The 25,101-nt window shown below is 56.8% G+C and carries 20 protein-coding genes and 1 pseudogene; 8 read left to right on the forward strand and 13 right to left on the reverse strand.

What is annotated here, in order from left to right:
- Window positions 1–712: 712 nt before the first annotated feature.
- Entirely contained in the window at window positions 713–961 is a 249-nt protein-coding gene (locus H1204_RS51800) for a hypothetical protein (protein WP_243468808.1), read from the reverse strand.
- Window positions 962–2,155: 1,194 nt separating this feature from the next.
- On the opposite strand from H1204_RS51800, the gene H1204_RS35250 reads away from it, so the two are divergent.
- The gene (locus H1204_RS35250; RefSeq protein WP_180735142.1) at window positions 2,156–2,425 is read left to right on the forward strand and encodes a DUF1488 family protein; all 270 of its coding nucleotides are present in this window, start codon (window positions 2,156–2,158) and stop codon (window positions 2,423–2,425) included.
- A gap of 746 nt (window positions 2,426–3,171) precedes the next feature.
- Complete coding sequence (gene hutC / locus H1204_RS35255; protein ID WP_180733365.1) at window positions 3,172–3,888, forward strand: histidine utilization repressor; 717 nt, start codon at window positions 3,172–3,174, stop codon at window positions 3,886–3,888.
- A 216-nt stretch (window positions 3,889–4,104) separates the two neighbouring features.
- Here the strand turns inward: hutC and H1204_RS35260 are convergent, their stop codons facing one another.
- The 4 genes from H1204_RS35260 to H1204_RS35275 form a co-directional block, all read right to left on the reverse strand.
- Window positions 4,105–5,373 carry an MFS transporter gene (locus H1204_RS35260; protein WP_243468809.1) on the reverse strand — a complete coding sequence of 423 codons (1,269 nt, stop codon included), beginning with the start codon at window positions 5,371–5,373 and terminating at the stop codon, window positions 4,105–4,107.
- A 557-nt stretch (window positions 5,374–5,930) separates the two neighbouring features.
- A complete protein-coding gene (locus H1204_RS35265; RefSeq protein WP_180733366.1) occupies window positions 5,931–7,574 on the reverse strand; it encodes an aromatic amino acid ammonia-lyase in 1,644 nt (547 codons plus the stop codon).
- Between the two features lie 312 nt (window positions 7,575–7,886).
- Window positions 7,887–9,587: a urocanate hydratase gene (gene hutU / locus H1204_RS35270; protein WP_180733367.1), complete on the reverse strand. Its 1,701-nt coding sequence runs from the start codon at window positions 9,585–9,587 to the stop codon at window positions 7,887–7,889.
- Window positions 9,588–9,644: 57 nt separating this feature from the next.
- Window positions 9,645–10,649, reverse strand: a complete 1,005-nt coding sequence (locus H1204_RS35275; RefSeq protein WP_180733368.1) for an ornithine cyclodeaminase family protein — start codon at window positions 10,647–10,649, stop codon at window positions 9,645–9,647.
- Window positions 10,650–11,303: 654 nt separating this feature from the next.
- Here H1204_RS35275 and H1204_RS35280 point away from each other — a divergent pair.
- Together H1204_RS35280 and H1204_RS35285 are read left to right on the forward strand one after the other, a co-directional pair.
- Entirely contained in the window at window positions 11,304–11,609 is a 306-nt protein-coding gene (locus H1204_RS35280) for a carboxymuconolactone decarboxylase family protein (RefSeq protein WP_180735144.1), read from the forward strand.
- Window positions 11,610–12,091: 482 nt separating this feature from the next.
- Complete coding sequence (locus tag H1204_RS35285; RefSeq protein ID WP_180733369.1) at window positions 12,092–12,490, forward strand: hypothetical protein; 399 nt, start codon at window positions 12,092–12,094, stop codon at window positions 12,488–12,490.
- Between the two features lie 70 nt (window positions 12,491–12,560).
- On the opposite strand, the gene H1204_RS35290 is transcribed toward H1204_RS35285, so the two are convergent.
- The 5 genes from H1204_RS35290 to H1204_RS35305 form a co-directional block, all read right to left on the reverse strand.
- Window positions 12,561–13,328: a DNA-binding domain-containing protein gene (locus H1204_RS35290; RefSeq protein WP_180733370.1), complete on the reverse strand. Its 768-nt coding sequence runs from the start codon at window positions 13,326–13,328 to the stop codon at window positions 12,561–12,563.
- The gene (locus H1204_RS52735; protein ID WP_274608239.1) at window positions 13,312–13,887 is read right to left on the reverse strand and encodes a DUF692 domain-containing protein; all 576 of its coding nucleotides are present in this window, start codon (window positions 13,885–13,887) and stop codon (window positions 13,312–13,314) included. Before H1204_RS52735 ends, H1204_RS35290 begins: the two co-directional genes overlap by 17 nt.
- Window positions 13,791–14,216 (reverse strand): DUF692 family multinuclear iron-containing protein, encoded by a 426-nt coding sequence (locus tag H1204_RS52740; protein WP_274608240.1) that lies wholly within the window; start codon window positions 14,214–14,216, stop codon window positions 13,791–13,793. The genes H1204_RS52735 and H1204_RS52740 overlap by 97 nt, the downstream gene beginning before the upstream one ends.
- Window positions 14,146–14,388 carry a hypothetical protein gene (locus H1204_RS35300; protein WP_180733371.1) on the reverse strand — a complete coding sequence of 81 codons (243 nt, stop codon included), beginning with the start codon at window positions 14,386–14,388 and terminating at the stop codon, window positions 14,146–14,148. The genes H1204_RS52740 and H1204_RS35300 overlap by 71 nt, the downstream gene beginning before the upstream one ends.
- A gap of 430 nt (window positions 14,389–14,818) precedes the next feature.
- The gene (locus tag H1204_RS35305) at window positions 14,819–15,955 is read right to left on the reverse strand and encodes a PLP-dependent aminotransferase family protein (RefSeq protein ID WP_243468810.1); all 1,137 of its coding nucleotides are present in this window, start codon (window positions 15,953–15,955) and stop codon (window positions 14,819–14,821) included.
- A 501-nt stretch (window positions 15,956–16,456) separates the two neighbouring features.
- Here H1204_RS35305 and H1204_RS35310 point away from each other — a divergent pair.
- Window positions 16,457–17,482: a hypothetical protein gene (locus H1204_RS35310; protein WP_180733373.1), complete on the forward strand. Its 1,026-nt coding sequence runs from the start codon at window positions 16,457–16,459 to the stop codon at window positions 17,480–17,482.
- 747 nt (window positions 17,483–18,229) lie between these two features.
- Here the strand turns inward: H1204_RS35310 and H1204_RS35315 are convergent.
- A complete protein-coding gene (locus tag H1204_RS35315; RefSeq protein ID WP_180733374.1) occupies window positions 18,230–18,454 on the reverse strand; it encodes a DUF2798 domain-containing protein in 225 nt (74 codons plus the stop codon).
- 789 nt (window positions 18,455–19,243) lie between these two features.
- Window positions 19,244–19,723 carry a pyridoxamine 5'-phosphate oxidase family protein gene (locus tag H1204_RS35320; protein WP_180735145.1) on the reverse strand — a complete coding sequence of 160 codons (480 nt, stop codon included), beginning with the start codon at window positions 19,721–19,723 and terminating at the stop codon, window positions 19,244–19,246.
- Window positions 19,724–19,823: 100 nt separating this feature from the next.
- Between H1204_RS35320 and H1204_RS35325 the strand changes: the two genes are divergently transcribed.
- Together H1204_RS35325 and H1204_RS35330 are read left to right on the forward strand one after the other, a co-directional pair.
- On the forward strand, window positions 19,824–21,248 hold the full coding sequence (locus H1204_RS35325; protein ID WP_180733375.1) for a PLP-dependent aminotransferase family protein: 1,425 nt from the start codon (window positions 19,824–19,826) through the stop codon (window positions 21,246–21,248).
- A 249-nt stretch (window positions 21,249–21,497) separates the two neighbouring features.
- A pseudogene (locus H1204_RS35330) lies at window positions 21,498–22,142 on the forward strand (glutathione S-transferase N-terminal domain-containing protein).
- A 514-nt stretch (window positions 22,143–22,656) separates the two neighbouring features.
- Here H1204_RS35330 and H1204_RS35335 read toward each other — a convergent pair.
- Window positions 22,657–23,193: a peroxiredoxin-like family protein gene (locus tag H1204_RS35335; RefSeq protein WP_180733376.1), complete on the reverse strand. Its 537-nt coding sequence runs from the start codon at window positions 23,191–23,193 to the stop codon at window positions 22,657–22,659.
- Between the two features lie 419 nt (window positions 23,194–23,612).
- Between H1204_RS35335 and H1204_RS35340 the strand changes: the two genes are divergently transcribed.
- Entirely contained in the window at window positions 23,613–25,097 is a 1,485-nt protein-coding gene (locus H1204_RS35340; protein ID WP_243468811.1) for an EAL domain-containing protein, read from the forward strand.
- Window positions 25,098–25,101 lie beyond the last annotated feature (4 nt).

Genomic DNA, 25,101 nt, shown 5'->3' on the forward strand with positions numbered 1-25,101 from the left:
GCTGTCTGGCGCCGATTCAACCAGTGGATGCAATAGCTTGTCGGAATCGCTCGGCCGGTGTTTCGTAGTTCAGGTTGGTCCCTGGAACGCTCAAAGGGCGTCTCGCCACGGCGACTAACACCAGCTCGCGAGACCTATGTCTATGGAATGCTGGCGACGATGCAGATCTTCAGGTCCGTGGCGTCGCGTCTATCGAATTAAAATCAGTGAGACGGTGAGCACGAGCCCCAAGTCATCTTTCTGATCAATGCCCGTGATAGGACGGTGTGACCACACTTTCATTCTGCAACGCCAAGCAGATTCTCTATATGATCCTCAATCCGCGCGCATGCTTCGGCCACCGCCTGTTCCCTCGTTGCGGACGCTAGCGGAAAGACGAGACCATTTCCCTTGAACCTGCCCGCATGGTGAACCCATGCCTCGTAGGCAAAGACGCCCGATTCCCGGCGAACCAGGTTTACCGTTACGTCGTAGGTACGTTGCATTCCTTCCGTACGCCTATAACGAAATTTGTAGATCTCAGAATGAATCATCGATGCGATTCACGGTTTGTCCGGACACAACGCCCCTCGATCTAAGAGCATGACCGCCCTCCCTGGTCTCGCTGCCGGTTCGGGGAGGCGCGCACTTCCTTTTATCATCACCTCACCCGGACCGCCTCCGCTAGCTGAATGAGTGGACTTGCCGGTCCAGTCGATTGTGAGAAAGCCTCTCAGTTTCGGGGGCTCAGGTGCTTTGATTGGTACACTACCGGAGCTCGCGGCAGCGGCTCATCATCCACAAAAGCCGTGCCGCACCGCACTGCGAACGCGAACGCCGACTGCGGATTCGCGAATTGGCCAAGATCTCCAAGTGAGGTTGCTTCGCCGTCTTCCTCAAGAATGCAAACACGTGCTACAAACGTGTTACCGCTTCTCGCCACCGACGGCTGGATCGCTACCCCGTGATGATAGACAAGCATGACGCCTCCGGTATCCCATTAGTCCCGCCCAGCCTCAGTAGTCACGATGGTGCCCACGACGGCAGTCGAAACCCCAGCCACGTTAAAGGCGTAGCCGTGTAGTCGTCGCTACAGTAACCAGCTCACGTACGTCGATGGACAGTACTGACGGTAAGGCCAATTGCAATCGCGATCGAAGTTCATTGACTTTCGTCGCGGGCGGGTCGAGAAGATCAATGCTCAGTGACTCCGCGTTGAGCTCCCTGTCCATGCGGATTCTCCACTCGCCCACGCGTAGACCAAGCTGCATGAGGTTACGCCAAACCGGAACCGCACGCAGTTCGCTGATTCCGGCGCGCACGACGATTCGATACACGTCGATGACTGTCCGCCTCAACCGGCTTGAAGCAGACCCGTGTCAGCGCTTACGCAGGCGCAAACCAGTCACGCGTGCAGGTAGACAAAACCCGTCCCTATCGACAGTGTAGGTGTAGGCAAAGCACATTACGCGACCAAGTCGCAAAAAGCCTGATGTTGAGACTTTCTCTTTGTGTTAGCGCCGACGATGAGCGACGCAGCTCGCTAGCCAGTCGCGCGGTCGAATCTACCTACCAGGATTGTTCATCCGGAAACGCCGGGCGCCTCTGGGACGAATAGTTTTCCCACCAAGAAATCTCGAATACATCGGTGTGAACTCTTAACATCGAAAAGTTTTTTGATATTTATGGTGATCAATTTTAGCCTTCGCGTGTGAAATTTTTGCCCGGTGGAAGACAATGCTCTCGCGTGCTTGTCCCACGCAGAAACCCGGCATATCTCCGGCGCTTTGCGCCGACAATCATGCCTGTTCGGCCGACCGACGCGCCAGAGGAAGCTATCGCTGATGACCGGATCTTGGTCTGGCAGTCCATTGCGTTGCACCGCAGCAACGTTCCGATGCCCCTCTTGCGCGGGTTTCCCCCGATGGGCCTATACTCAAACCGTCTCCTCCGTATCACCTCCGGATATGGATTTAGCCCGCTTCATGCGGGCATTCTTTTTTTGGATACCCCGCGCGAACAGTTCAAATCGGGAAACCCAAAAAGCGTTCTGGCGCCGGAAAGACGAGTCGCGGCGGCGGACGTTTCGGTCCCGAGTCGTCTGTCCAGCTACTCAAATCCCGTCGGTGTGAAAATTCATTCGACGTCCCACTTTACTGACGTGCTGCTAACGGCGATGGAAACCGTTGACAAAGAACCTGAAGTGCTTGCGAATCGTCGCGGCGTGATGTTTAGCCTGGTGCTTCGGAACGGCACTGTCACCTGCGTGATCGCCCTCACGGCGCTGGAAACGTTTTTTTGGCTCGAACCTCGCGCTAGCGACACCGACGTTCTCAGGACGTTCGAAAACGGCTTTGCGCGGATTAGAGCCATCGCTGAGCGTAAGTTTCGAGCCCACCCGGCTACGCATCTCAAGTTAACAGCAGAGGACTTCGCGCGGCCCTGACTGTGGCCACCGGTTCGACGGTGGTCAAATCTGCTGAGTGAAGCGGCGCGGGTGCCGCGACCACGCCTTTCGGACTTCGGGGCGGCGAACCGCTTCGGGTGGGGAACCTGCACGCACCCGCCACTGATCCGAAGCTCCCACGAACGGTCGCGCCGGCTGCCGCGCGCGAATCTATACTTTTCCTTACAGGTAGCTCGAGGGCAATGAGCGCGTCGCGCCCGAACGCTGCCCCTCTTTGCTACCTCGACCTCATGGGCGGCTTCTCCCATGCCCCCCAAGATTGTTGCACTGCGCTGGTCCGCGCCGAACGGACCGTAACGGTTTGAAGTTGGAATTCGGCAGCGTGCCGCCTGTAACGCCGTCTCGGTTCGCCTATCTATGTTGTGCCTAGTAGAGGTCCTAAAGCAGCCTCCGGTCCTGCGATGACAGCGATTCAGCACAAACCCGTCGTTGCAAGAGGCGCATGGGCTCCAAGGGCCACCGGGCACGGCCCGGCACGGGCTTGGTCGGCCTTCCTTCTGGAAGACAGCGGCGTCCAGCCGCAAGCATGTCCTAAGCTGCATTGATGACGCGACGCAGACGGATGGCAACGACTCGCGCTGAACGCAGCCCCGCGATTTCCAGATGTCTCGACACCGATAACGCGGCGGTCACTGCCACAAATTCGATTCTATTCCTGTCCGAGACTCGAAACGCTGCCGGAATGCCTATACAATTGGTAATTTAGTCCCCGAAGACGTCCACGTATGAATACGGAAAAGAATGGGACGACAGCGACGCCAGCCTATCAGCAACTGAAGGACTATGTTCGGAAGATGATTGAAACGGGGCAGTGGCGCCTGGGTGACATGATTCCGACGGAACTCTCATTGGCGAGCGAATTTGCGTTGTCGCGAATGACGGTAAATCGCGCACTACGCGAACTCGTGAGCGAGAATGTCCTGACACGAGTACGTGGCCGTGGGACCTTCATCACCGATCGTCGCTATCAATCGACTTTAATCGAGATCCGCAGTATTGCTGAGGAGATTCGCTCACGTGGCGACGCGCATCGCAGCAAAGTTCTACTTCTTGAGTCGACTCATGACGCCGCCGCCCTGCAAACCCTTGAGTTGCCCCAAAACGGTACTGCATTCCACTCGCGCGTCGTGCATTTCGAGAACGATGTACCGATACAATTCGAAGATCGTTACGTCAATAGCCTCGTTTTTCCGGACTATCTGGACCAAGATTTCGAGTCCGAGACGCCAAATGAGTACATGATGCGCGTTGCGCCCGCGCAAGGCGCGGAATACTGGATAACGGCACGTAAGACTAACGCGATCGTCAGGCAGGCCCTGATGATGCCAATAGGCGAGCCGTGTCTGGTACTGCGACGAAGGACCGAAGCCCAACGACAAATCGCAAGTGATGTCACTCTTTGGCATCCGGCTAGCAGATACAAACTTAACGGTAGATATTGAGCGTTGGGAGCCTGATCAAGTCAGTCTCCGACCTGATATGCACCCGATCCGGCCTTTGTGTATCGTGCCTGACGCGGAAAAGCCGATTCGGACACCACTCCTCCTGCACACGGCTCTGCGCTTTCTCCGCCAGACGGCGCATGACGGAAGGCGCATGGAGCGCCGGCTGTTCACCGTGAAACGGACAGCTCGGCGCTCGTAGAGATAGCGAACGCTTTAAACAACTTGTCTCCGCTGTCCGGCGTTCACTTCATCTAGCTGGGAGCCGAGACGCTGGAACCGGCGCAAATCAGCGGCTGGATGGATGAGGCACGCGGCGATCAAACCCAGTGTGGCAACCAACAACCCGGCATCAATGTAACCCGTGCGGAAGCCTTCGGCCGCGTCGGCACCAACATCGACAATGATACCCATCGCAATGGGTGCAATCAGGCCTGCGATAGTGTGAATCGAGTTCGTTATACCGAGCATTGCACCGCGTTGCGAGGGCGGGCTGATTTCCCCGATCAACGTTGATCCAAGCGTAAAAATTACGCTACCAATCGAAAAGCTCAAAGCAATCAGCGCCACTTTCAACGGACCCATCGGCACCAGCGGCAGGCACACCATCGCGACGCCAGCGATCATGACGCAAGCGCAGCCAAATAGCCCGCGTGAATAACGGCTGGAATAACCAACTTTCGTCATGCCCTGAGAAATAAACGCGCAGAATGGTGCAAGGACCATCTGCGTCACCGACGGAAGCAACACAATCCAGGCTGCGAATGAAGGTGTCAAATGCAGTCCCCGGATCAAATAGTTGGCGAGCCACACGATATTCAGCGCGATGATCCAGTAAGCAGCGAATCCAGCGATAAACACGCCTAGTGCGGTACGGCTAAGCAGCAATTGCACGTACGGAACTTTCAGCGTAGCGCTCATGCCGTCAGTCGCACCGCGATCCAGCGGTCCGTCCTTCCCAAGCATAAACCACACTACGGCCCAGCAAAAGCCAGTCACGCTTAGCACCATGAAAGCGGCATGCCAGCCAAAATGCACAATGATCCACGTAAGTAATGGTGCGACTACCCCTGTGCCAAACGCCGCACCACACGCAACCACGCTACTCGGCACAGCGCGTTTGGCATCGCCGAACCATTTGTAGACCGCGTGGATCGCAATCGGGAATGCCGGTCCTTCGGCCGCGCCAAGCACCACGCGGCTAGCGAGCAGCACGCCGAAATTCACGGCACCCGCCATCGGTAGCAGCGTGATAGCCCAGACGATGCTCATAGTGAGCATGATGGCCTTGGTGCTGACTCGGTTCGACAGAAAGCCGACCGCTATGCCCGAAACCGAGAACAGTATGAAGAAGGCACTCCCGAGCGCGCCAAACTGCGCGTGCGTCAAGCCCAGCTCCTTCATGATCGACGTGCTAGACAAGCCGATGATGGCCTTATCAGCAAAATTGACAAGCATGAACAGGAAGACCATGACGACGATCAACCATGCTCTCCGAGAGTCATCGATTCCATGCATAACATAGCTCCAGATAACGACAACACTGACCCGATTGTGGCAAGCCGGTGATATCGAAAAAAGCGACGCCTCGCAGCATCCTGCAAGTAACCCTTGATAACTGTCAGAAGTTTCGGCCATACGACGTTTTGCAATCACTCGCTACGCAACACGCCGGTATAGCCTCTACGTCCGCCACGCAATTGACTGCTTCTATCTATGCCGCTTGAAGCGGAGCATGCCGCATTTTCAGCAATGCGTCGCCCGATGAACGTCGCGATTTGAACTGGGCATACAGAACGGTGCATTTTGACAGATCGCATCTGGCCATCAGAATGACCTGCCCATATTATGTCGGGCGACATTGTAATCGGTCTTTGCCCCGATATATCTAGCCGCCTTTCCTCGACGCCTTCCCGGCTGACATCTTTCAGCCGCTGTGCTCTGCGTGTCTTGTGCTCCGCTGCCTAAATGACCGTTCATCCACGACCTCAAGGCTAAGGTCTTCAGGCTTAACGTTGAGTAACGTCTCTCGCGCATCACGTTCAGTTCGAGTACTGCTTCAGGAAGATGGCGGCCTTCCGGAATTCCGACGTAAATGGCCGGTCAGTGTCACGAAAATTAACTATCTGTCGGAACGCGCCCATGAACATCTCAGTCTGGGGCGATGCCGAGAAGCCGCCCGGCTGTCGCTTGCGCAGGTCAACCGCTTGAGCAGCAGACACTAATTCGATGCCAAGCAACTGAAAGTGATTGTCGATTTCGTTGCGTACGCGACGCACCACTTGCGGTGCGTTTGTCGCGATGTCTTCGATATCTCCCGCGACCGGCAGATAGTCGAGAGAGACGGGCATCGCGAGCTCTTTATTCGCCATGGCAAGCACGACCGGAGGCTTTTCCATTGCGCCGAACGCATGCAGTGTGTTGTCGGTGCCGAGGAAGCGGCTCAGATGCGTGAAACGCGGGTCGTTGAGCTTGATTATCTGTTGTGCGGATGCGAGAGAATTGTGCGCGATTGCGATGCCCATTTCTTCGAATGTCAGTACGAGCGGCAGTGGTTCGAAGTTCGCAGTTGGCAGCACTGCCCCCGTCAGACCATCGCGGTTCACATAGCTCCGCCTGGCCTGGTAAAGATCCGACTTCGGTTTGACGCCCACCGAGACACCCGGATTGTCATCCGAGGAGTTCAACTGAATCATGATTTGATTGCGCGCTTCCTCAGAGCTACGGTCAAGTTCGGCCAGTAGATATGGCGCGTCCCGGAAGCTCAGCGGATCCTGCAGTGCTCGCGCATCGTCCCGTTGCCATAGTGAGCTACCAGCGAGGAGTGAACGTAGCGCCGCACCGGTAAGCATCACGTGTGGAAATGGATGCAACGATAGCGAATCCTCAAGAAACGGCGAGACGTTGCCATTCAGACCCTGCAGAGCGACTGCGTAGACCAGCTTGGCCATCTTGTTCAACTGCGTCAGGTCGACAAGCGCGAGACTCGCCATGCCAGTTGTATAGGCGTTTGAACTGAGAATGCCGAGCGCGTCCTTTCCCCACGGCTTGATCGGCTGGATATCTTCTTCAGAGAGTGCATGTGACGCATCAGTCTTTACGCCACGGTAGTAAACGTCGCCCTCACCCATCATAGTCAGACCGACGTGCGCCAGCAGCGTAATGTCCGCTTCACCCATCGAACCGTTCGACGGTATCGCTGGAGTAATGCCGTGGTTGAGCAGCTGCGCATACATGTCCGCCACCGCTGGTTGGACGCCTGCAGCGCCGACCAGCATCTGGTTAAGACGCACCGCCATCGCAGCACGGGCATCGCGTATATCCATGTCTGCGCCGACACCCGCGGAGTGCGCGCGCAACAACGCGGCGTTGAAGCGCATCGACGCGTCAATGACCTCAGGTGTCAGCCGGCCCTTGGCATCGACCATCTGACGATCCTTATTCAGGCCGACACCAACGGTCAGGCCGTAGATTCGCTGACCATCCGCAGCCGCAGCCAGCACGACATCGTGTCCCTTTGCGACGCGTGCAAGAGATGAAGCCGGAACTTCAACAGCCTCCCCATCCGCAACGAGCGCGATCGCTTCCGGCGTGACGCTTCTTCCGTCGAGCGTGACGGCAGCTTGGCATGAAAACGACGCGAGAACCGCCGCGATGCCGACCACATAACGAAAAGCCCTTCGCATTTAGTTATTCCCACGTTTCTTGGTTGAGACAAGACGGGTTTCGACGAACACCTTCCCGATGCTGCAATAAGACCGGCCAAGCGTATATGTCTCGATATTGCTAAAAGAGTTAGCGACGAACTGAGTCGCGAGCAGGGCCCGTCGAATCTCGTGATGGTTCACAGATGATTGACCGATTCGAAAGTTTAGTGTTCGAAACGACACTTTCTCTACATTTCCTACGTTCCCCGACGACACCGTGACCTGAAGATTTTTCCGCTCTTCACTGAGGGCAACGCCATACGCGCCTGTGCGCGCAACTCGTGGCCGTGCTCATGCTAATGCTCTACGGCCCAGCATCGGCAGCTTGAGACCGGCTTCGCGAGCCGTCGACTGCGCGAGTTCGTAGCCGGCATCCGCGTGACGCATCACGCCCGTTGCGGGGTCGTTGAACAGCACGCGGCCGAGGCGCTCATGCGCGGCGTCCGAACCATCGGCGACGATCACGACGCCCGAGTGCTGGCTGAAGCCCATGCCGACACCGCCGCCATGATGCAGCGACACCCACGATGCGCCGCCTGCCGTGTTCAGCAGTGCGTTGAGCAGCGGCCAGTCGCTGACGGCGTCCGAGCCGTCTTTCATCGATTCCGTTTCGCGGTTCGGGCTCGCGACGGAACCCGTATCCAGGTGATCGCGGCCGATCACGATCGGCGCCTTCAGTTCGCCGTTCTTGACCATTTCGTTGAACGCCTGGCCCAGACGATAGCGATCCTTCACGCCAACCCAGCAGATACGCGCCGGCAAGCCCTGGAACGCGATGCGTTCGCGCGCCATGTCGAGCCAGTTGTGCAGATGCGGATCGTCGGGAATCAGTTCCTTGACCTTCGCATCCGTCTTGTAGATGTCTTCCGGATCGCCCGACAGCGCGACCCAGCGGAACGGACCCTTGCCTTCACAGAACAGCGGACGGATATACGCGGGCACGAAGCCGGGGAAATCGAACGCGTTCTGCACGCCCATTTCCAGCGCCATCTGACGGATGTTGTTGCCGTAGTCGAGCGTCGCCGCGCCGCGTTCCTGCAGCGTGAGCATCGCCTGCACCTGCTTGGCCATCGACTGCTTGGCGGGCGTCACGATGCTTTGCGGGTCGGTCTTCTGACGCTCGCGCCAGTCTTCGATCTTCCAACCCTGCGGCAGATAGCCGTGGATCGGGTCATGGGCGCTAGTCTGGTCGGTCACGCAGTCCGGCGTGATGTTGCGCTTCACGAGTTCGGCGAACACGTCGGCTGCATTGCCGAGCAAGCCGATCGATACGGGCGTGCCCGTCTTCTTCGCTTCTTCGATCATTGCGAGCGCTTCGTCGAGCGTCATCGCCTTCTTGTCGACATAACGCGTCTTCAGACGGAAGTCGATGCGCGACTCATCGCATTCGACGGCGATCATCGAGAAGCCCGCCATCGTCGCTGCGAGCGGCTGCGCGCCACCCATGCCGCCGAGGCCGCCCGTCAAAATCCAGCGGCCCTTCGGGTCGCCGTTGAAGTGCTGGTTCGCCACCGAGAAGAATGTCTCATACGTGCCCTGCACGATGCCCTGGCTGCCGATGTAGATCCAGCTGCCCGCCGTCATCTGGCCGTACATCATCAGGCCCTTGCGGTCGAGTTCGTGGAAGTGATCCCAGTTCGCCCAGTGCGGCACGAGATTCGAGTTCGCGAGCAGCACGCGCGGCGCGTCGGCATGCGTGCGGAACACGCCAACGGGCTTACCCGATTGAATCAGCAGCGTCTCGTTCTCTTCGAGGTCCTTCAGCGACGTGAGGATCTGGTCGAAGCAATCCCAGTTACGCGCCGCGCGCCCGATGCCGCCATACACGACGAGCGCATGCGGATGCTCGGCCACTTCCGGGTCCAGGTTGTTCTGGATCATCCGGTACGCGGCTTCCGCGATCCAGGTCTTGCAGGTTTTCTCGCTGCCACGCGGTGCGCGGATCGTGCGGGTCGGGTCGAGGCGCGGGTCGATGGGTTTTGAATCGTTCATGACATTTCGAATGAGGGACCGGCGAGCCGGGTTCAGGTCAAAAAGCACATCCTTGGATCAGGCAAAGCGCAGCGTTTGACCGATATCCAAATTCTTCGCTTTTTCCAGCAACGCGTGCCCGAGCGCGATATCGCTCAGGCTAAGACCTCGATGCCAGAAAAGGATAGTTTCGTCATCGCTTTCACGTCCCGGCTTCACGCCCGCGACGATCTGGCCGAGTTCGGCGTGCAGTGTCTCCTCACTCAGTTTGCCTGCGTCGACGTGCGCCCGCAGCGCACCAAACGGGAGACCTTTCCTACATTGCCCCCAATCATCGACAATCATCTTGTCCATGATGTCCGTCAACGTGAACTCGACGGCACTCATCGTGCCGTACGGCACCACGAAGGCTCCCTTTTTGATCCACTCAGTTTTGAGTAGTGGCTCCGGGGCCGGTAGACGAGATGCCTCGACAACGATATCCGCATCTCGTACACATGCTTCCCAGTTATCGACGACGCGTACCGGCTTGCGAAGAACGTGCGAAAGCCTCGCGGCAAACGCGTAGCGGCTTTCGGTACGCTTCGAGTGCACGCGAATTTCCTCGAAATTAAAGAAGTGGTCGAGCAATCGCACATTCCAGTATGAGGTTCCGCGCGCCCCGATGTGGGCGAGCACCTTGCTGTCCTTGCGCGCGAGATACTTAGCGCCGAGCGCAGTTGTCGCGCCAGTGCGCATGTCAGTGATCGAGGTCGCGTCCAGGATTGCTTTCGGTACGCCGGTTTGTGGATCGAACAGATTGAGAAGAGCCAACTCCGACGGTAGGCCGTGCTTATAGTTGTCAACAAAGTCTCCGACCGTCTTGACTCCTGCGAGGCCCAACGGATGGATCACACCACGCAGCACATTGAAGTGCCCTTTTTCGGAACTTTCCGGAATCAGGTGCACGCGGGGCTCAATGACGGTTTGCCCTCGGCCCTGTGCGTCCAATCCTTTCTCCACCGCGTCCAGAATTTCCTGATCTGTCAACGCCAAATGTGCGATGTCGGGGCCGTTGAGGTACGTGAGATGAATAGATTGCATTTAGTTATTCTCCAGTCGTGGATATGGGACTGTTAAGCCGCACACGTCGCGATCAGCAGCCAGCCAATACTGAAGCCTAGCAAGGTTAAAAAATCATGTCTATACATTTGCGATGTTTTGCACAAATCCCCGTAGATCAAGATGCCTACGTTACACCACCTTCTCATATGTATATACTTTATCGCATGCAAGGTGCGTCCACGGTACTTGGGTTCGGGGCGCGGCAGGAGGGATTTTCGAGGTTGAAGGGACGCTAAAGCCCGACGGCCAAGCTGCAAATCAGCCCTGCCGGTGATGGGAACGATGGTTTGTTAAAGCTGACCTGCTTGGTCTTCGACGGGATCAGAGTCGTAAGGACGAAAATCCGCGAGATTGCCCGCCTGGAGTCAAAACATAAGAAAAATCGGGAATGCTGACCCGAACTATCGGGTTGACCTATGCATGGTATGTGGAGGCAAGCCGGCCGCATTAAACTTCGCCCACCCACGATGAATCCTGTGCACGACGTGGGGTCTTGACGCTTTAAAACCTCACAGCCCGAAATCGCGCCACAAGCGGATAGGCACAGCTGGAAGAATTCGAACCAAATCGAGACCAAATAGAACCGAGCACTCGATATTATTCCCTCACCAACCTTTGAATATGGAGAGAATGATGATCGACATGAAGAACCTCGGCCGCCTGAAGAAACTGGATGAAAACGCACCTGCAGCCGCGAAAGCCTTCTGGGCGTTTAACGACGCGGCGTTCGCTGAAGGCGCGCTCAGCGTTCAGCAAAAGCAACTCATCGCGGTCGCGGTCGCGTTGACAACGCAATGTCCTTACTGCATCGAACTGCATACCAAAGACGCTCGCAACGCTGGAGCCACCGACGAGCAGCTTGCCGAAGCGGCTCTCGTTGCGGCAGCAATCCGTGCCGGCGGAGCAGTGACGCACTCTTCGCACTTGTTCAAGGAGTGATGCCTTCGAGTCACGCTTCCGACTCGCGCGCGGCGAGCGGCCAGAACCAAGTCTCTCTTGACTTCAGAAGGCGTCGGAAGTGCTCGCCGACCTGCCTTGTCTGTCTTCTACCGAGTTGCGAGGAAGACGGACGATTCCCTCGATTCCGGCTTTAACCTGCCGCCGCGTCTACGGGAGAGTTAGTCTGACCCGCGACACAGTCAACCGGAGTTCGATCGCCCGGAATTCAAGTGAAGTGACAGAGGCTGCGGCTTGCTCAACAAGCGCGTCATTCTGGTGCGCCATCGAATCCATTTGTGAGACGGCTATATTCACCTATCCAATTCGTTTGTCCTGCTCTACGGATGCGGCGACGATCTCACAATTATGTCAGCGCCCCGAACGTCTAAACAGCCAGACTCATCGATTTTGCTTACCCCGATTCCGGTCTGAGGTACAGTGCTGAGCCTGCCAGCGATGAACGCACGGCGCAGTAGGAAGTCTTGTCCATCATCGACAGTATTTTCAAACGGATGCCGTATGTTTCCACCGATATAATCGCGGTGTCAGAAGGAAAAAGTTTACGACAGGCGAGCAGATACTTTATAGAGCGCTGCACCGACGTCAGACACGAGCTTTGCGACCATCCTGTCCAGCGGTTGACCATTCTCGTCGAACGCCTCATGCGCAAGACCCAGCGCGAACGATTGGGGAACAACGATAGCCCCAAGCTTGTCCGGGACTGCCCTTTCATACCCGTTTGCGAACGAAGCCCGCCTAGCGGCCCAGGCGAAGCAGAAATTAGTGCAGCAGCTTTGCCAGCGAACAACGCGGTAGGAACACGCATGTTCCATCATTGCGAGATCAATGTGCTGGCAGTTCATTCTCGCATCGAGACGTAGGCGTCTCACGGTCGGAATTCACGCCCTTTCTGCACCGCGCGCGGTCGCGGACGGCTGCTGGCGGAAGATTTCAACTGGAGACGACCATTCCGTAATTGACCCACACTTGCCAATTACGCTCAAAGTCAAAATTGCTGTCACGCGCCAGCGCGGCGTCGAGCGCATCGCCCATCGCGGCACCGTTGCGAAGGGCACGCAGCATCGCGAAGGCGTTCGGCGATACCACCACCACCTCCGGTATCCAGAGAGGTCGGACCACAACCATCCACTGTGGCCGTTCGCAATCGCGTGGCTCGAGGTTCTCCCGAGAGTTGCGAGCCGCGAGCCAAAGATCCGCGGCGCTCGTCGAAGTATGTAGCAGCTCAACGGACGGATGAAGCCGGATCGAAGAATTTTCTAATGTCTCTCGCGTGCATTGAGCCCACTGTTCCGGCGACTGCGTCACCGCGTCCGCCGCAAAATGGGCTCGGTGGACAAGCCACTCAAGACGGGCAACATCTGCCAGATAGCGATATGTGGCGGTCGGAGGCCAAGCCTCCAGCAGTTCCGCCATCCGGCTTCCGAACCGGTTGAGGTCGCCAGACCGCGCCGGATCCGCGGCGCCGTATTCGCGCGAAAGCGTCAAAAAGAAGTCGCCGCCCAGCAGCTCGCGAAGCACCGGATAAGCGGATGCCAACACCCTGTTCCACATCTGCCTGAGATTGTCCCGATAGAAAGCGACGCGCTTTCTGTTCTTCGCTTCATCACCGACAAGAGAGACCAGCAAGCCCTGCTCGGCTTTGATGTTCAGCAGTGCAATCGCAAAGTCGAGTTGCACATCTTCAAGAGTTTTGTCCATCGCTCCCTCCCCTGTCGAATGCTTCCGCAACCCTTCTGGCCGTCGACGCTTCGTCCAGAAGAACTCGGATCGGAGGAACGTCCGTATCCCACTCGATGAGCGTTGATACGGACCCGAAAAGCTCGACCGCGTAACCGTAAAGCTGCCATACATCGGCTGATATTCTGTCGCCATGGTGATCCACGACAAAGTGCTCTGTAGCCAGATGTCCTCCGAGATGAATCTCCGCTACAGCATCCGGAGGGATCCGCTCCAGCGCGTCGAACGCATCTTCACCGTGATTGCACAGGTTCACATGAAGGTTATTCACATCGAGGAGAATCGCGCAGCCTGTGCGGCGCACAAGTTCCCGAAGGAAGTCACTTTCTGTCATCTCGTCCTGTCGAAAGCGAACATGGCTCGAGACATTTTCAATCAAGACGTTCCGCTTCAACACGTCCTGCATCTGGGCGACGTGCCGTGTCACCACATCGAGGGACTCCAACGTAAACGGCAAAGGTAGCAAGTCGTGCAGATGACGCGACAACACAGTCGACCAGCACAGGTGCTCGGATACCAATGCTGGCTGAAATCGATTAACCAGTGATGCGACTCGATTAAGGTGCTCAAGAGGTCTAGCGGTCCCGCCGAACCGACACCGAGCCCTACCCCATGGAAACTTAACGGATAATCCCGCCGGACCTGCTCCAGAACGTGCAGATTGTAGCCACCATCGCCCATGTAATCTTCAGTATGGACCTCCAGCCAATCAACCGGCTGCTTTGCCGCGAGGAAGTCAGCGTAATGCGAATGGCGAAAACCTATTCCCACGCCAAGCTCAAGATTCAGGCGTACTGCACTGGATGCGCGAACGGGCGTTGACTTGAGCAGTGGATGTCCGGTTGGCATGATTACGTAACGCCTCCTTCACCGACAGAAAATCGCCGGCGGTGTCGCTGATTCTGTTAAAGGTATTGGTGAAGATGATCAACGCGATCGCTGGCGAAATATTCGCCGACTGGATTCGGCGTATCAGGTCATCGGGTTTTTCCGCAATCGAGAACCCATTTACCGCGATCAAGGTCCGCTCGAACCATTCAGCGAGCCGATAACCGCCCAGCCCCGCCTTCGCTGCGGCCGGAACCCTTTGACTCGGACCTCTTCTCCGTCGAGATTTGGTGGCAGTTCCCGTATGTCGCTGTCGCCAAGAATACGATCCTGATCATTGTCCGTGTGACTCGAACACGCGGATGTCACTGAGATGGATTTGTTGCCAACTCGACAGTCTAGAAGAACGGCCGCCGCTCGATAGGTACAAGAATTGTATATTCGACTGGGACATCGGCGCGGTCCTTCCTGACCTGAAATCCCTCAATGATCCTGGTCGAGGGATCGGGCGCGACAATGTCCCGGCGGCCCCTCTGCTATCGATTACTAGGGACCGCCGATGTTCTTCGCTGGACGTGAGGCGACACCGCCCACGAGTTAGACAGTGTCAAGGCGTTAAGTCGCTACGAGCGTACCCGGATCGAGCGATTTTGGCTCTGCCAACCCGCGGCGAGCAGGCTGATACCTTTGGTGATTTCTTGTACTGGTGTTCCGCCAAAACCGAACACCAGCATATTGGACGCACGCCCCACGCTGGAAAAGGTGTCCCCCCTATATATGCCAACGCCTTCTTCATCTGCTACGCGGCACATCGAGTCGATGTCGTAACCAGCATTCACTCGTGCGGAAATGTGCAGGCCGCACGTCGAGTCTAAGGGTGTGAGCCATGTCGAGAGACGGCTTCGGATCGCTTCGAGCAGAATCGCGCGCCGCCTCTTGTACTCAGCACGCATGCCGGCCAGATGAACAGCGAAATCGCCGCTTATCATGAACTGCAGCAAGGTATTCTGGACAAGCATGGACGTTTGCCTGTCAACAATCCATTTTGCCCTTCTAAGGCTATCGAGCAGCCAAGGAGGTGCGACAATGAACCCAAGCCGGTAGGCCGGCGCCAAGGTCTTTGACAGAGAGCCCAGATAAATGACGCGTTGCTCCCTGTCAGCCGACTGGAGGCATGGAACTGGCATTCTTCCATGGTAAAACTCACAGTCGTAGTCATCTTCAAGGATCACGAAATCGTCTTTCGCCGCACGTGCAAGCAGCGCTTTCCGTCGCGCCGGCGCGAGCGTAACGCCCAGCGGAAACTGGTGATTGGGGGTGCAGTAAAGTCCGACGAGTCCTTCAGGAATTTCGTCGACCTTGACCCCTTGCTCGTCCACTCGAAGAGGAAAAGGTTCACTCCCGCATAGCCGCACAATCTCGGCGATGACGGGATAACCTGGATCCTCCACACCAAACGACGTCCGCGGTCCCAGCAATAGCCTCGACAGAAGATCAAGTGACTGGTGAGTGCCGGTGGTAATGACGATATCCGCGCCGGTACAACGAACCGATCGCGATTGCCGCAAATAGGCCGCAATCCGCTCGCGTAGACGTGCATCCCCCTCTGGTGGGCCATATTCTGAAAGGCGCCCCGGCTCCGTATCGGACGGCCATCGGCCTAAGCGCCTGCGCCGAAGAACCTGTTCGGCTTCCTCGGAAACTTTGCCGGGTCGAAAATCTACATCAACGTCCTTGTCCTGCAGCACGAATGTCTTCACTGGAAGACGCGCGGCCCATTCGGCTAGACGTAATCGTGACCCGGAACTAATAGCGGGAGAACTACTCTGTTGTGGACTCGTGCGTACGTATAAACCCGAGCCTACGCGGGCCTCGAGCCAGCCCTCCGCTGTCAATGCCGCGGTGGCCTCTCTTATAGTGTTGCGGGACACCCCGAGCTGGATCGCCCAAGTTCGGGACGCAGGCAACCGCTGTCCCGCTTCCAGTCGCCCGTCTGTCAAGGCAGAGTAGATGCCTTCGTACACTTGCTGCTGGATCGGACCCACGCCGTCTAGCCGGATTAAAAGGTCGTCCACGCGCCCTCCCCTGAATTTCACATTTCCATCGACCGTTCGTTTTCCCAGACGAATGTCTTTGTACGGCCCAATTCGTGCGGCCAACTTCGGCCCACATCCCCAATTGCAAAATCTTAGAATCGTAAAGCGTCATCTACGCGGCAAATCTCCGCGCTTGCGCGCGGTGAAACACTCGGAACCACGACTATGAACTCTACGATTGCTCGAGCTGATCGGACCTCATCACTTTATTGGCACTTCGCGCCGACCGTGCTGGCGCTAGGCTATCCGTGGTATCTCGCGAAATTCTACGAAGCGACCGGCAACCACAGCACCGCTGGTGCGTTGTTCGCTATGGCATTGGTATACGCGGTACCTGCTAGCGCGTTTGTCAGCATATTGACGCTCGGCCGGCTCGATGTAAGTGGGAGGCAAACCGTCATTTTGCGTCGTCTTGCGCACCTAACATTTGCCTCACCGCCGCTGTATGTCATCGTAGGGGTTCTGCTTTACCTCATGAAAATAAACGGGGCAGACGGAAAGGTATGGCTCGGCTTATGGGCTGCTGTGATTGTCGGAAGCCTATTGACGCTCTCAACCGAGCGAAGTGATACCGTCCTCTCGCGACCGGCCGTAAACACGAGTCGTGTCCGCGTGCTCCATGGTGTAGCATCCGTCGCCATCATCGGAGTGTACCTCTTTCCTCATCTGGGTAACCACGCTGTCGGCATCTTCGGCACCGACGTCCATAAGTCCGTCATGCTTGTGCTGCGCCACGTTTATCGGGCAGGATGGCTTGAACCTATTTTGATCGCACTTTTTTTCTTTCAAATCGTAAGCGGTCTCGTACTGTTGGCGCCGAAGTTTAACCTCAAACAGGACTTTCTCGGGGCAGTCCAGACGGCAACCGGCGCATACCTTGTCATTTTCATTGCCTCGCATATTAATTCTGTATTTATTCTCGCCCGTTACTTTGGGACAGATACCGACTATGCGTGGGCAACTTATGAACCGACAGGTCTGATTCGCGACGCGTGGTCGGAACGCCTGATTCCTCACTATTCGCTCGGCGTATTGTTTGTTCTTTCGCATATCGCCTGTGGTCTCCGGACCGTTATGCTGGCGCACGGTGTAAGTATCCAAAAAGCAAACCGAATCTGCTGGACCCTTATCGCCGCTAGCTCGGTTTGGACTGTAATCATCGTGGCAGGCATGCTCGGAGTTCGTATCTAAACTATCGCTCTCGCGAGAACACGGCCCGCGAGAGCGAACCTTCCATGCGGCGAAAAGCCATCGACGAAAAGGTGGATGCTAGCCGCTCACAACCTCCGCTCACCTAAAGCCATAGGTGCCGATTTGCTGGAAACAAAGCGCTTCCGTTAGCACAAGAGCCACTCGCGTGATTTGTTTGGGCTAGTGCGAGCAGCTTGACGGGATTCCCTGTCAGTTGTATTTCGTCCACCATCACAGTGCCAAGACAATCACACTCCCTGAAGCGTCATCCATGTCATTCGAGAGGCCATAGTCTTTCCCCGTTTCGCTCGGAATCAAATTCGACTCCGCCATGCTGCGCCTCATTCAGGCCGATAGAAGGCGCGTGTACATGCAGGTGAAGAATCGCCGGTAAGACCAGTTGCACAAGCTCTTCAAGGCGCTAATGTGGGAGCACGGCGCCATCTTCATCAGCAGCGCGAACGCTCTGGCACTCGCCACGGCATGGATGGGGAAATCCGCGCTCGACGCAGTCCGGAGCCTGTTACAGACCACGCGGCAGCACGAGGATGATCGCGCTCACGTGCGGTTCGAAGGGGCCAGAAGGTCTCGTAATAACAAAATGAGCCTATCCGGTATGTGACGCGTATCATCAACGCGATTTAAGACGGCAGCGCCCATTCTGGCGTCGGGAGATGGCCGTCTTGAAAAGAAGGCCCCTCCTCACCGCGCATATCACGGCAGCCAGGAGCTGAGGGCAGCAGCATTTCAACTCGCGATTCGCTCCGCAAGCCTGCGAATGAACGGGGCCGCAGTCACAACCACAGGAAGCATGGTCAGCCATGAAATACCCCATGACGTCAGCCAATGCGGTACAAACATGCCGCCTTTGAGAAATGAAATGCTCGCAATCGCGGCGGCGATGGCACTAGTCAGCCCCGCTTGAAGAACGCCAAAAACGAAGTGACTATAACGAGATGAGATCTTCAGCATACGGATCACCTTTCGCTTATTTCGACGAAGCGCGTTCGCACGTCGTATCAGGAGTCTTCACTGTATGCCCAGTCGATGCCTCTCACCAGTCCGTCCCGACGCAAAAGAATGCTCATTCGTATCATTACACGCAGAGCTTACTGAGCCGAACTTTCGGACGTCTCGGTGGCCAAGCGCGCGTTCAGTCGTTGGCGACGCTCGCTCCTAACTCCGCCAATCGTCGGAGTCACAAGCGCCACTTGTGTCAAGATGATTGCCGACGCGAGCGCAAGGAGAACTCGTCGTTGCCGGCCCCTAGATCAGTCGCCCAAGGCCGTGGGGGCCTTGGCGACAGCGTCAACCACAATCAGTGCGATAAGCACATTTGATCAATCAATCGTTGGGCGGCGCTGAACCCTGCCATGAGTGCAGCCGCTTCGGTTCCGAACAACTTTTTGTTGTCGTTTGTCACGCGGATAGGAGGACTGAGCGAGTTTGGCATCCCCTTTCCCCCGATGCTCACGATTACGACGAAGCCGACGGGCAGCGACGGCACCGCGCTGCCTGTGGCTTCCCACACAGATTCAAGGTCTACGGTTACTTCTAAACCTTTGTAGGGGTATGTTCTTTGCATCTGATGCGGCGAATAACGTCTCGGTGGTCTGGAGTGTAAGTGATGTTCGTCTCTCATGCCTGAGGAGGATATTAAGAACCTCAACGGTGATTGCTTCCCGGTCCCCGGTGTTAGCAGACCGGCCGGGTGACCGACGTGTCGCCGATGGTGTCTCGCAGTGGTCTGAACGGTCTCGCCTACTTCAGCGCGTTTTGATCGCGTTTCTGGACACCGTATTTCGTCATATATGCTTCTCGAAGCGCTTCTTCTGAAGCTCTCTCTCCAAAGCGGTAGGCAGGCGACAACAGTGGTAACGCCTCGCGCACATCGATCCGGACGACGTGATCAACCGGATAATCCGAGCCGTTCGTCCGCCAAACCCATTCCGCGACGAACTCCCGATCAACATCCCCAACGGGCAGCACAGTAGCCCTTCCGTTGAAGCGATACCCTCGGCGGGAGAAGACATCGACTACATTGATAGAGATTTCCGGATTACGTCGGATATTTTTGATGGTTTGAGGCGAGGCGATATCCGCGAAAAACAATGTGTCATTGCGTGCGATAAGCGACGCCTTCGGCGAAAGGTTCGGCGATCCGTCTTTGTTTACTGTCGCGACGAACGAAAGGATCGTGCGCTGGATTATGTCGAGCATGTCGGCGGTAAGAATCGGCATCATAGGCTCCTAAGTACCAGCGGCGGAGTGCCACCAAGGCTTATACTATGAATTCGATGGCATATCGCATAGAGCCAAGATTCGGTGAGCTCACCAGGCCATGATTCGCACACAAACAAACACGTTTCCTCCACTCGACCCGGCTTCCACCGAGCCCTTCTACCGGCAGGTCTATGTCCGGTTTCGCAACGCGATCGCCGACGGCCGCCTTGCTCCAGGCGACCGCATACCGTCGGCTCGCGTGTTGGCCAAAGAGTTGGGCTTGTCCAGGGGAACCATTGAGACCGCCTACTCGCTACTGATAGCGGAGGGATACTTCCAGCCTCGCGGCCAGGCAGGCACTTTTGTTGAGCCAGGCTTAAAGCCGCGGGTGTCGGCGCCAGCAACTGCCGAGCCACCCCCCGCTTACGCCGCGGGTACGTTGAACATGCGCCCGGTTTCGCTGCTACCGCTGCAGATGGGACTACCGGCATTAGACGCCTTTCCCCGCAGGCTGTGGACCCGTTTGGGCGCGCGTTGCATACGGGCCGCGCAGATGTCCGACATGGTCTATCCCCCCACACATGGTCTGGCCGCGTTGCGCGGTGCGATCGCCACGTACCTTCAACTCGCACGTGGCATCGACTGTTCCCCGTCACAAATATTCGTCACGTCTGGGTATCGCAATACATTGGAGTTGATCGTCCATGCGCTCCTCGAGCCAGGCGATCGGGTATGGGTCGAAGATCCCGGCTTCCCGCCTACTCGATTGTTGTTGCAACACACAAACATAACGGTCACCCCTGTCCCGGTTGACGAGGAAGGACTGATCGTCGCGCAGGGAATTGCCTCTGCATCACGTGCGCGTGCTGCCATTGTTACGCCCGCACATCAGAGTCCCCTTTGCATGTCGTTGTCTCTGCCGCGGCGCCTGGCACTGCTCGAATGGGCGTCAAAAAACAAGGCGTGGATTGTGGAAGACGATTACGACGGCGAATACCGGTACGTCGGCCGTCCGCTACCCGCTCTCAAGAGCCTCGATCGCGACGGACGCGTGCTCTATGCAGGCACGTTCAGTAAGGTTCTGTTTCCGGGTGTTCGACTCGCGTATCTTGTCGTACCGGAAGCACAAATCGAACAGTTCGAACGCATCAGCCAGATCTTTTCGGGCGGCGGACCGCAGCTTACGCAGGCTATAGTTACTGATTTTCTGACTGAAGGTCATTTTGCCCGACATATCCAGCGTATGCGCAGGCTATACAGCGACCGTAGGAAAACGGCGGCAACCGGCCTGGAGCAAATCCTCGGAGCGCACATGCGGATCGAACCGCAGCCGGGAGGGATGCACCTAGTACTGCGCATGCGGCGTGGCGGGTCTGACTGTCCCCTCGCCGAGCGCATACGAAGTCATGGTATGTATGCGCAAGCTCTAACCGACTGGAGCATCAGCAAACAGGTCGAGCCGGCCCTGCTACTTGGCTTTACTAATATTGACTCCGAGAGCACCGCCGAAAAACTCGGACGACGCATTCTGAAACTCATCTGAGTGCTCTATATGGCCTACAAAATCAGGCGGTTTTTGGCTCTGTGCCTCCGGGCCATCGCCCGCAAGATCCAGACTATATAGCCGCCAATCCTTCGGAGCGGCTGAGGATGCGCGGTACGCCGCCACCATGATGCCGCGCCGCATGGCGCTCCATGCGCATTGACCCTGCTCGTTTGAGCGAGTGCACCTATGAACGACCCTTCCGCCTTCCCGATCACACGGAAATGACCCGCGCAGCATCCTGAGCGCATCCAACTGTATTCGCTACCAACGCCGAACGGTGTCAAGATCTCGGTGATGCTTGTGGAGACCGGGCTACCGTACGAACCGCATCTAGTGCGCTTCGATACGAATGATCAGATGTCACCCGAGTTTCTCTCGCTCAATCCCAACAACAAAATTCCGGCAATCCTCGATCCCACAGGGCCGGATGGGAAGCCGCTCGCCCTCTTCGAATCACGCGCCATCCTGATCTATCTCGCCGACAAGGCCGGGCGATTCATCCCGGATGACGCGGCAGGCCGTTACGAAACGATTCAATGGTTGATGTTCCAGATGGGCGGAATCGGCCCGATGTTCCGTCAGATCGGATTCTTCAACAAGTTCGCCGGGAAGGACTATGAGGACAAACGCCCGCGCGATCGCTACGTTGCAGAATCGCGGCGCTTGCTAGACATGCTCAATCGGCGCCTCGCCGAGCGCTCCTAGATCATGGGAGACGCGTACACGATCGCCGACATGGCCACTTTTCCGTGGCTGCGCAACCTCGTCGGCTTTTACGAAGCTGCGGATCTGGTCGGTATCACCGATTTCCCGCATGTAACGCGTGCATTCCAGGCGGTCCTCGCGCGCCCGGCCGTTGCGAAGGTTATCGATATCCCACGCCGCTCATAGAACACACCGCTTCGAGCTGTGACGAACGCGGCATAGGACTCGTGGACGGCTTCCAACGAGGACACACGGACTGGTTAGCAGGGAAATTGGCGTCTCGGTGCCGGCTTGCAGCTTAAAGTCGGTCACCGAGATCATTCGGTGACCATTAGCTCGATGGTGCGAGTCTGTACACAGGAATAGCGGTGGTCCCGCTGACGGGCAACGGTGTTTCAACCGTTGCCGATGGTGTCTTCCAGATGCCAATGCGACCGGCCACGCCGGTTGGCGTGTCAACTCTCGGAGGGAGCCTGAGACGCTACAGCCCTCGGGCGCGTGCAGAAAAACGTCTTCATCTTCAATGCGATCATCGGCTCCGCGTTCCGCCACCATGCACGACAATCGCATTGCGTACACATGCGGTGCAAAGCGCGCGATGGAGCACACTGCAGACTGCAGAATTCTCATGAGAAGGTTCTAGCTGCACTGTGAGCGCTCGCCCCTTCACGGAGAACGCTCAAAGCATCATGAACCGGCCTCAAAGTTCGCCTGCGTACTCGCCGCGCGCCGGGTAATCATGCTGAATCGCAAAATCGAGAGCCTGCAGTAGCTCCTTAAAATTGGGGCGCACGAATGGCATAGACTGGACCGAAAGATAGTAAATGGTCCGGTCCGGACGCAGCAGGTACAAGCCCGGTTCGGAGAACATTTCGGGCTCATCGACCCCGATGGATGATTTGCCACGAGATGTGGAGATATAAAGTCCCCATTTTCGGGCTTCTGTTAGCGGTAGTCCATAACCGATGCGCAAGCTGTTAGCTGCAACCTTTTTCTGCATCTCTCTCGCGCGAGGTTCGCTATCGGAACTGATGGCAATCGTCGTAATGCCTCGCTCAGCGAATTCTGGCGTGAGTCGTTCCAGCTCTCTTAGATACATTGCACAGGTGGGACAATGAAACCCGCGATAAAAACAAATCAGCGTCATTCGCCCAGGCACCTCCGAGGCGAGATCGAACGAACCGTGGTCCAGAGTATCAACGACAAGTGCAGGTGCCGTCTGACGAGGGAATAGCATCGCGCAACTCCTTTCATAATCGATAATTCGCGCCGGCTGACGCGAGCACTCTACTTTCGCATATTTTTCAGAACAAGAAATCCGAAAGACATGATCCAGAGTCCGGTGCTATGAGCGACGTTGCGCCACTTCGCGTACAGCGTTGCGGGCCGTGCAACGTAATGCAAAATCGAGTTTAAGCCAACGCTCAGAACTGTCACGGCGCGATTGGTCTATCGATCGATATGCGTTATCTTCTTGGGATATAGTTTGTTGCGACGATCAAATAACGTAGGGATGCTTTTCTCCCTCACCGCAAGATGTCCAATTTCAACACGAAGGCTGTACGAAATTCCGAATCTTCTACGCTTCCATCTTCGTTTCGGCGGTTCTCATCGAGACTATCGCTGGGCGTCGGGGTCGCCGGTGGCGCTTTGCTCATGATCATCGCGATCAGCCTGGGCGAACACCTTGCGACACTAGCGCTCCGGGAGAACGAGCGAGTCATAGGTAATGACTTGGCGGCATCTGTCGACCGTGTCCTTGACAGCGCCAGCACCCGAAGCCACGCAAACGTGGAGGCACTTACCGGCTTGCCTTGCAACGAGGTCGAGCGCAGGCTCGCAGAACTGGAAACACATCTGCGCTACGTGCGCGCGGTCGCCCTTGTCCAGAATGGCCGCGTGTATTGCTCCTCCGCGCTGGGGCCTATAGATGTTCCTCTGTCCGCTTATGTGCCACCTCGACATCGCACACAGGGCATCGCGCTTCTCGCACAAACACCGTTCCAAGCGGGTACCCCGGTGCTCACCGTTTTCAGTTCGACAGCGAGCAATAGCGGTGCGCTGTACATCATTGAAGGCGACTATGTGGCGGACGTGCTGGTGCACGGGGTCAGATATGGAGCCGAGCGTGCCGCTTTCGCGATTGAAGGAAACGGGGTGCTCGACGACAAAGGGCGGTTCTTTTCAGCAATCGGTGTCAATGCCGCTTATTCAACGCATGTTACGTCCCGCGCTTGGCCGTTCGTGATCCTCGTAGCATCATCGCCTGGCCTAACGACACGCAAGCGCTGGAGCTTCGCAGTAGCTTCAGGTGCCGTAGGCTTGCTCGTAGCCGGTCTCATCGCAGCTATGTATCTGCTCGCCTTTGCGCCACGTCGGTTACTGCTGGCGGCGGTTCGGCAAGGACTAAAACGCAATGAGTTCCACGTCGTTTATCAACCTATCGTTGCCGTATCTGACCGCAGCGTGGTAGGCGTAGAGGCCCTGCTTCGCTGGCATCACGCGAAATGGGGGCCAATCAGTCCGGCTGTCTTCATGGAAGAAGTCGAGTCTAGCGACATGCTCGAAGAGGTGACTCGCTTCGTTCTTCAAACAGCACTCGCGGAAATGAGAGCGCTGACACCGGCCTTGCCCTTGAGAATCGCCGTCAATATTGCACCGCGTGATCTGGAGCGCAAAGGTTTCATTGCCGAGGTCGTAGTTACAGTCAGGAGCTTGCCGCCGAATACCACGCTAGTGCTTGAACTCACCGAGCGATTTTTGCTCTCAGAAAGTGCTCGAACATCTGCCGCATTCTCCGCACTGAAAGCCGAGGGTGTGAAGTTCGCGATTGACGATTTCGGGACTGAGCACAGCAATCTCGACCTGCTTGGTCGTTTTCCGTTCGACTACATCAAAATCGACCGGCAATTCGTCACGCAGGTCGATACCGGTGGAGCCGACCTGATAGCGGGAATCGTTGCGCTGGCTCGGCATTTCGGCCTCCAAGTCATCGCTGAGGGCGTGGAGACGCAATCGCAGCACGACGGTCTGGAGTCAGTCGGAGTTCCTTACGCGCAAGGATATTTATATCAACGTCCAGCAACCGCACAACACATTGCGACATCAATTTCTTCGTCAGGTCAGACGGCCCAACACTAATCCG

The organism is Paraburkholderia sp. PGU19 (assembly GCF_013426915.1).
GTDB lineage: Bacteria > Pseudomonadota > Gammaproteobacteria > Burkholderiales > Burkholderiaceae > Paraburkholderia.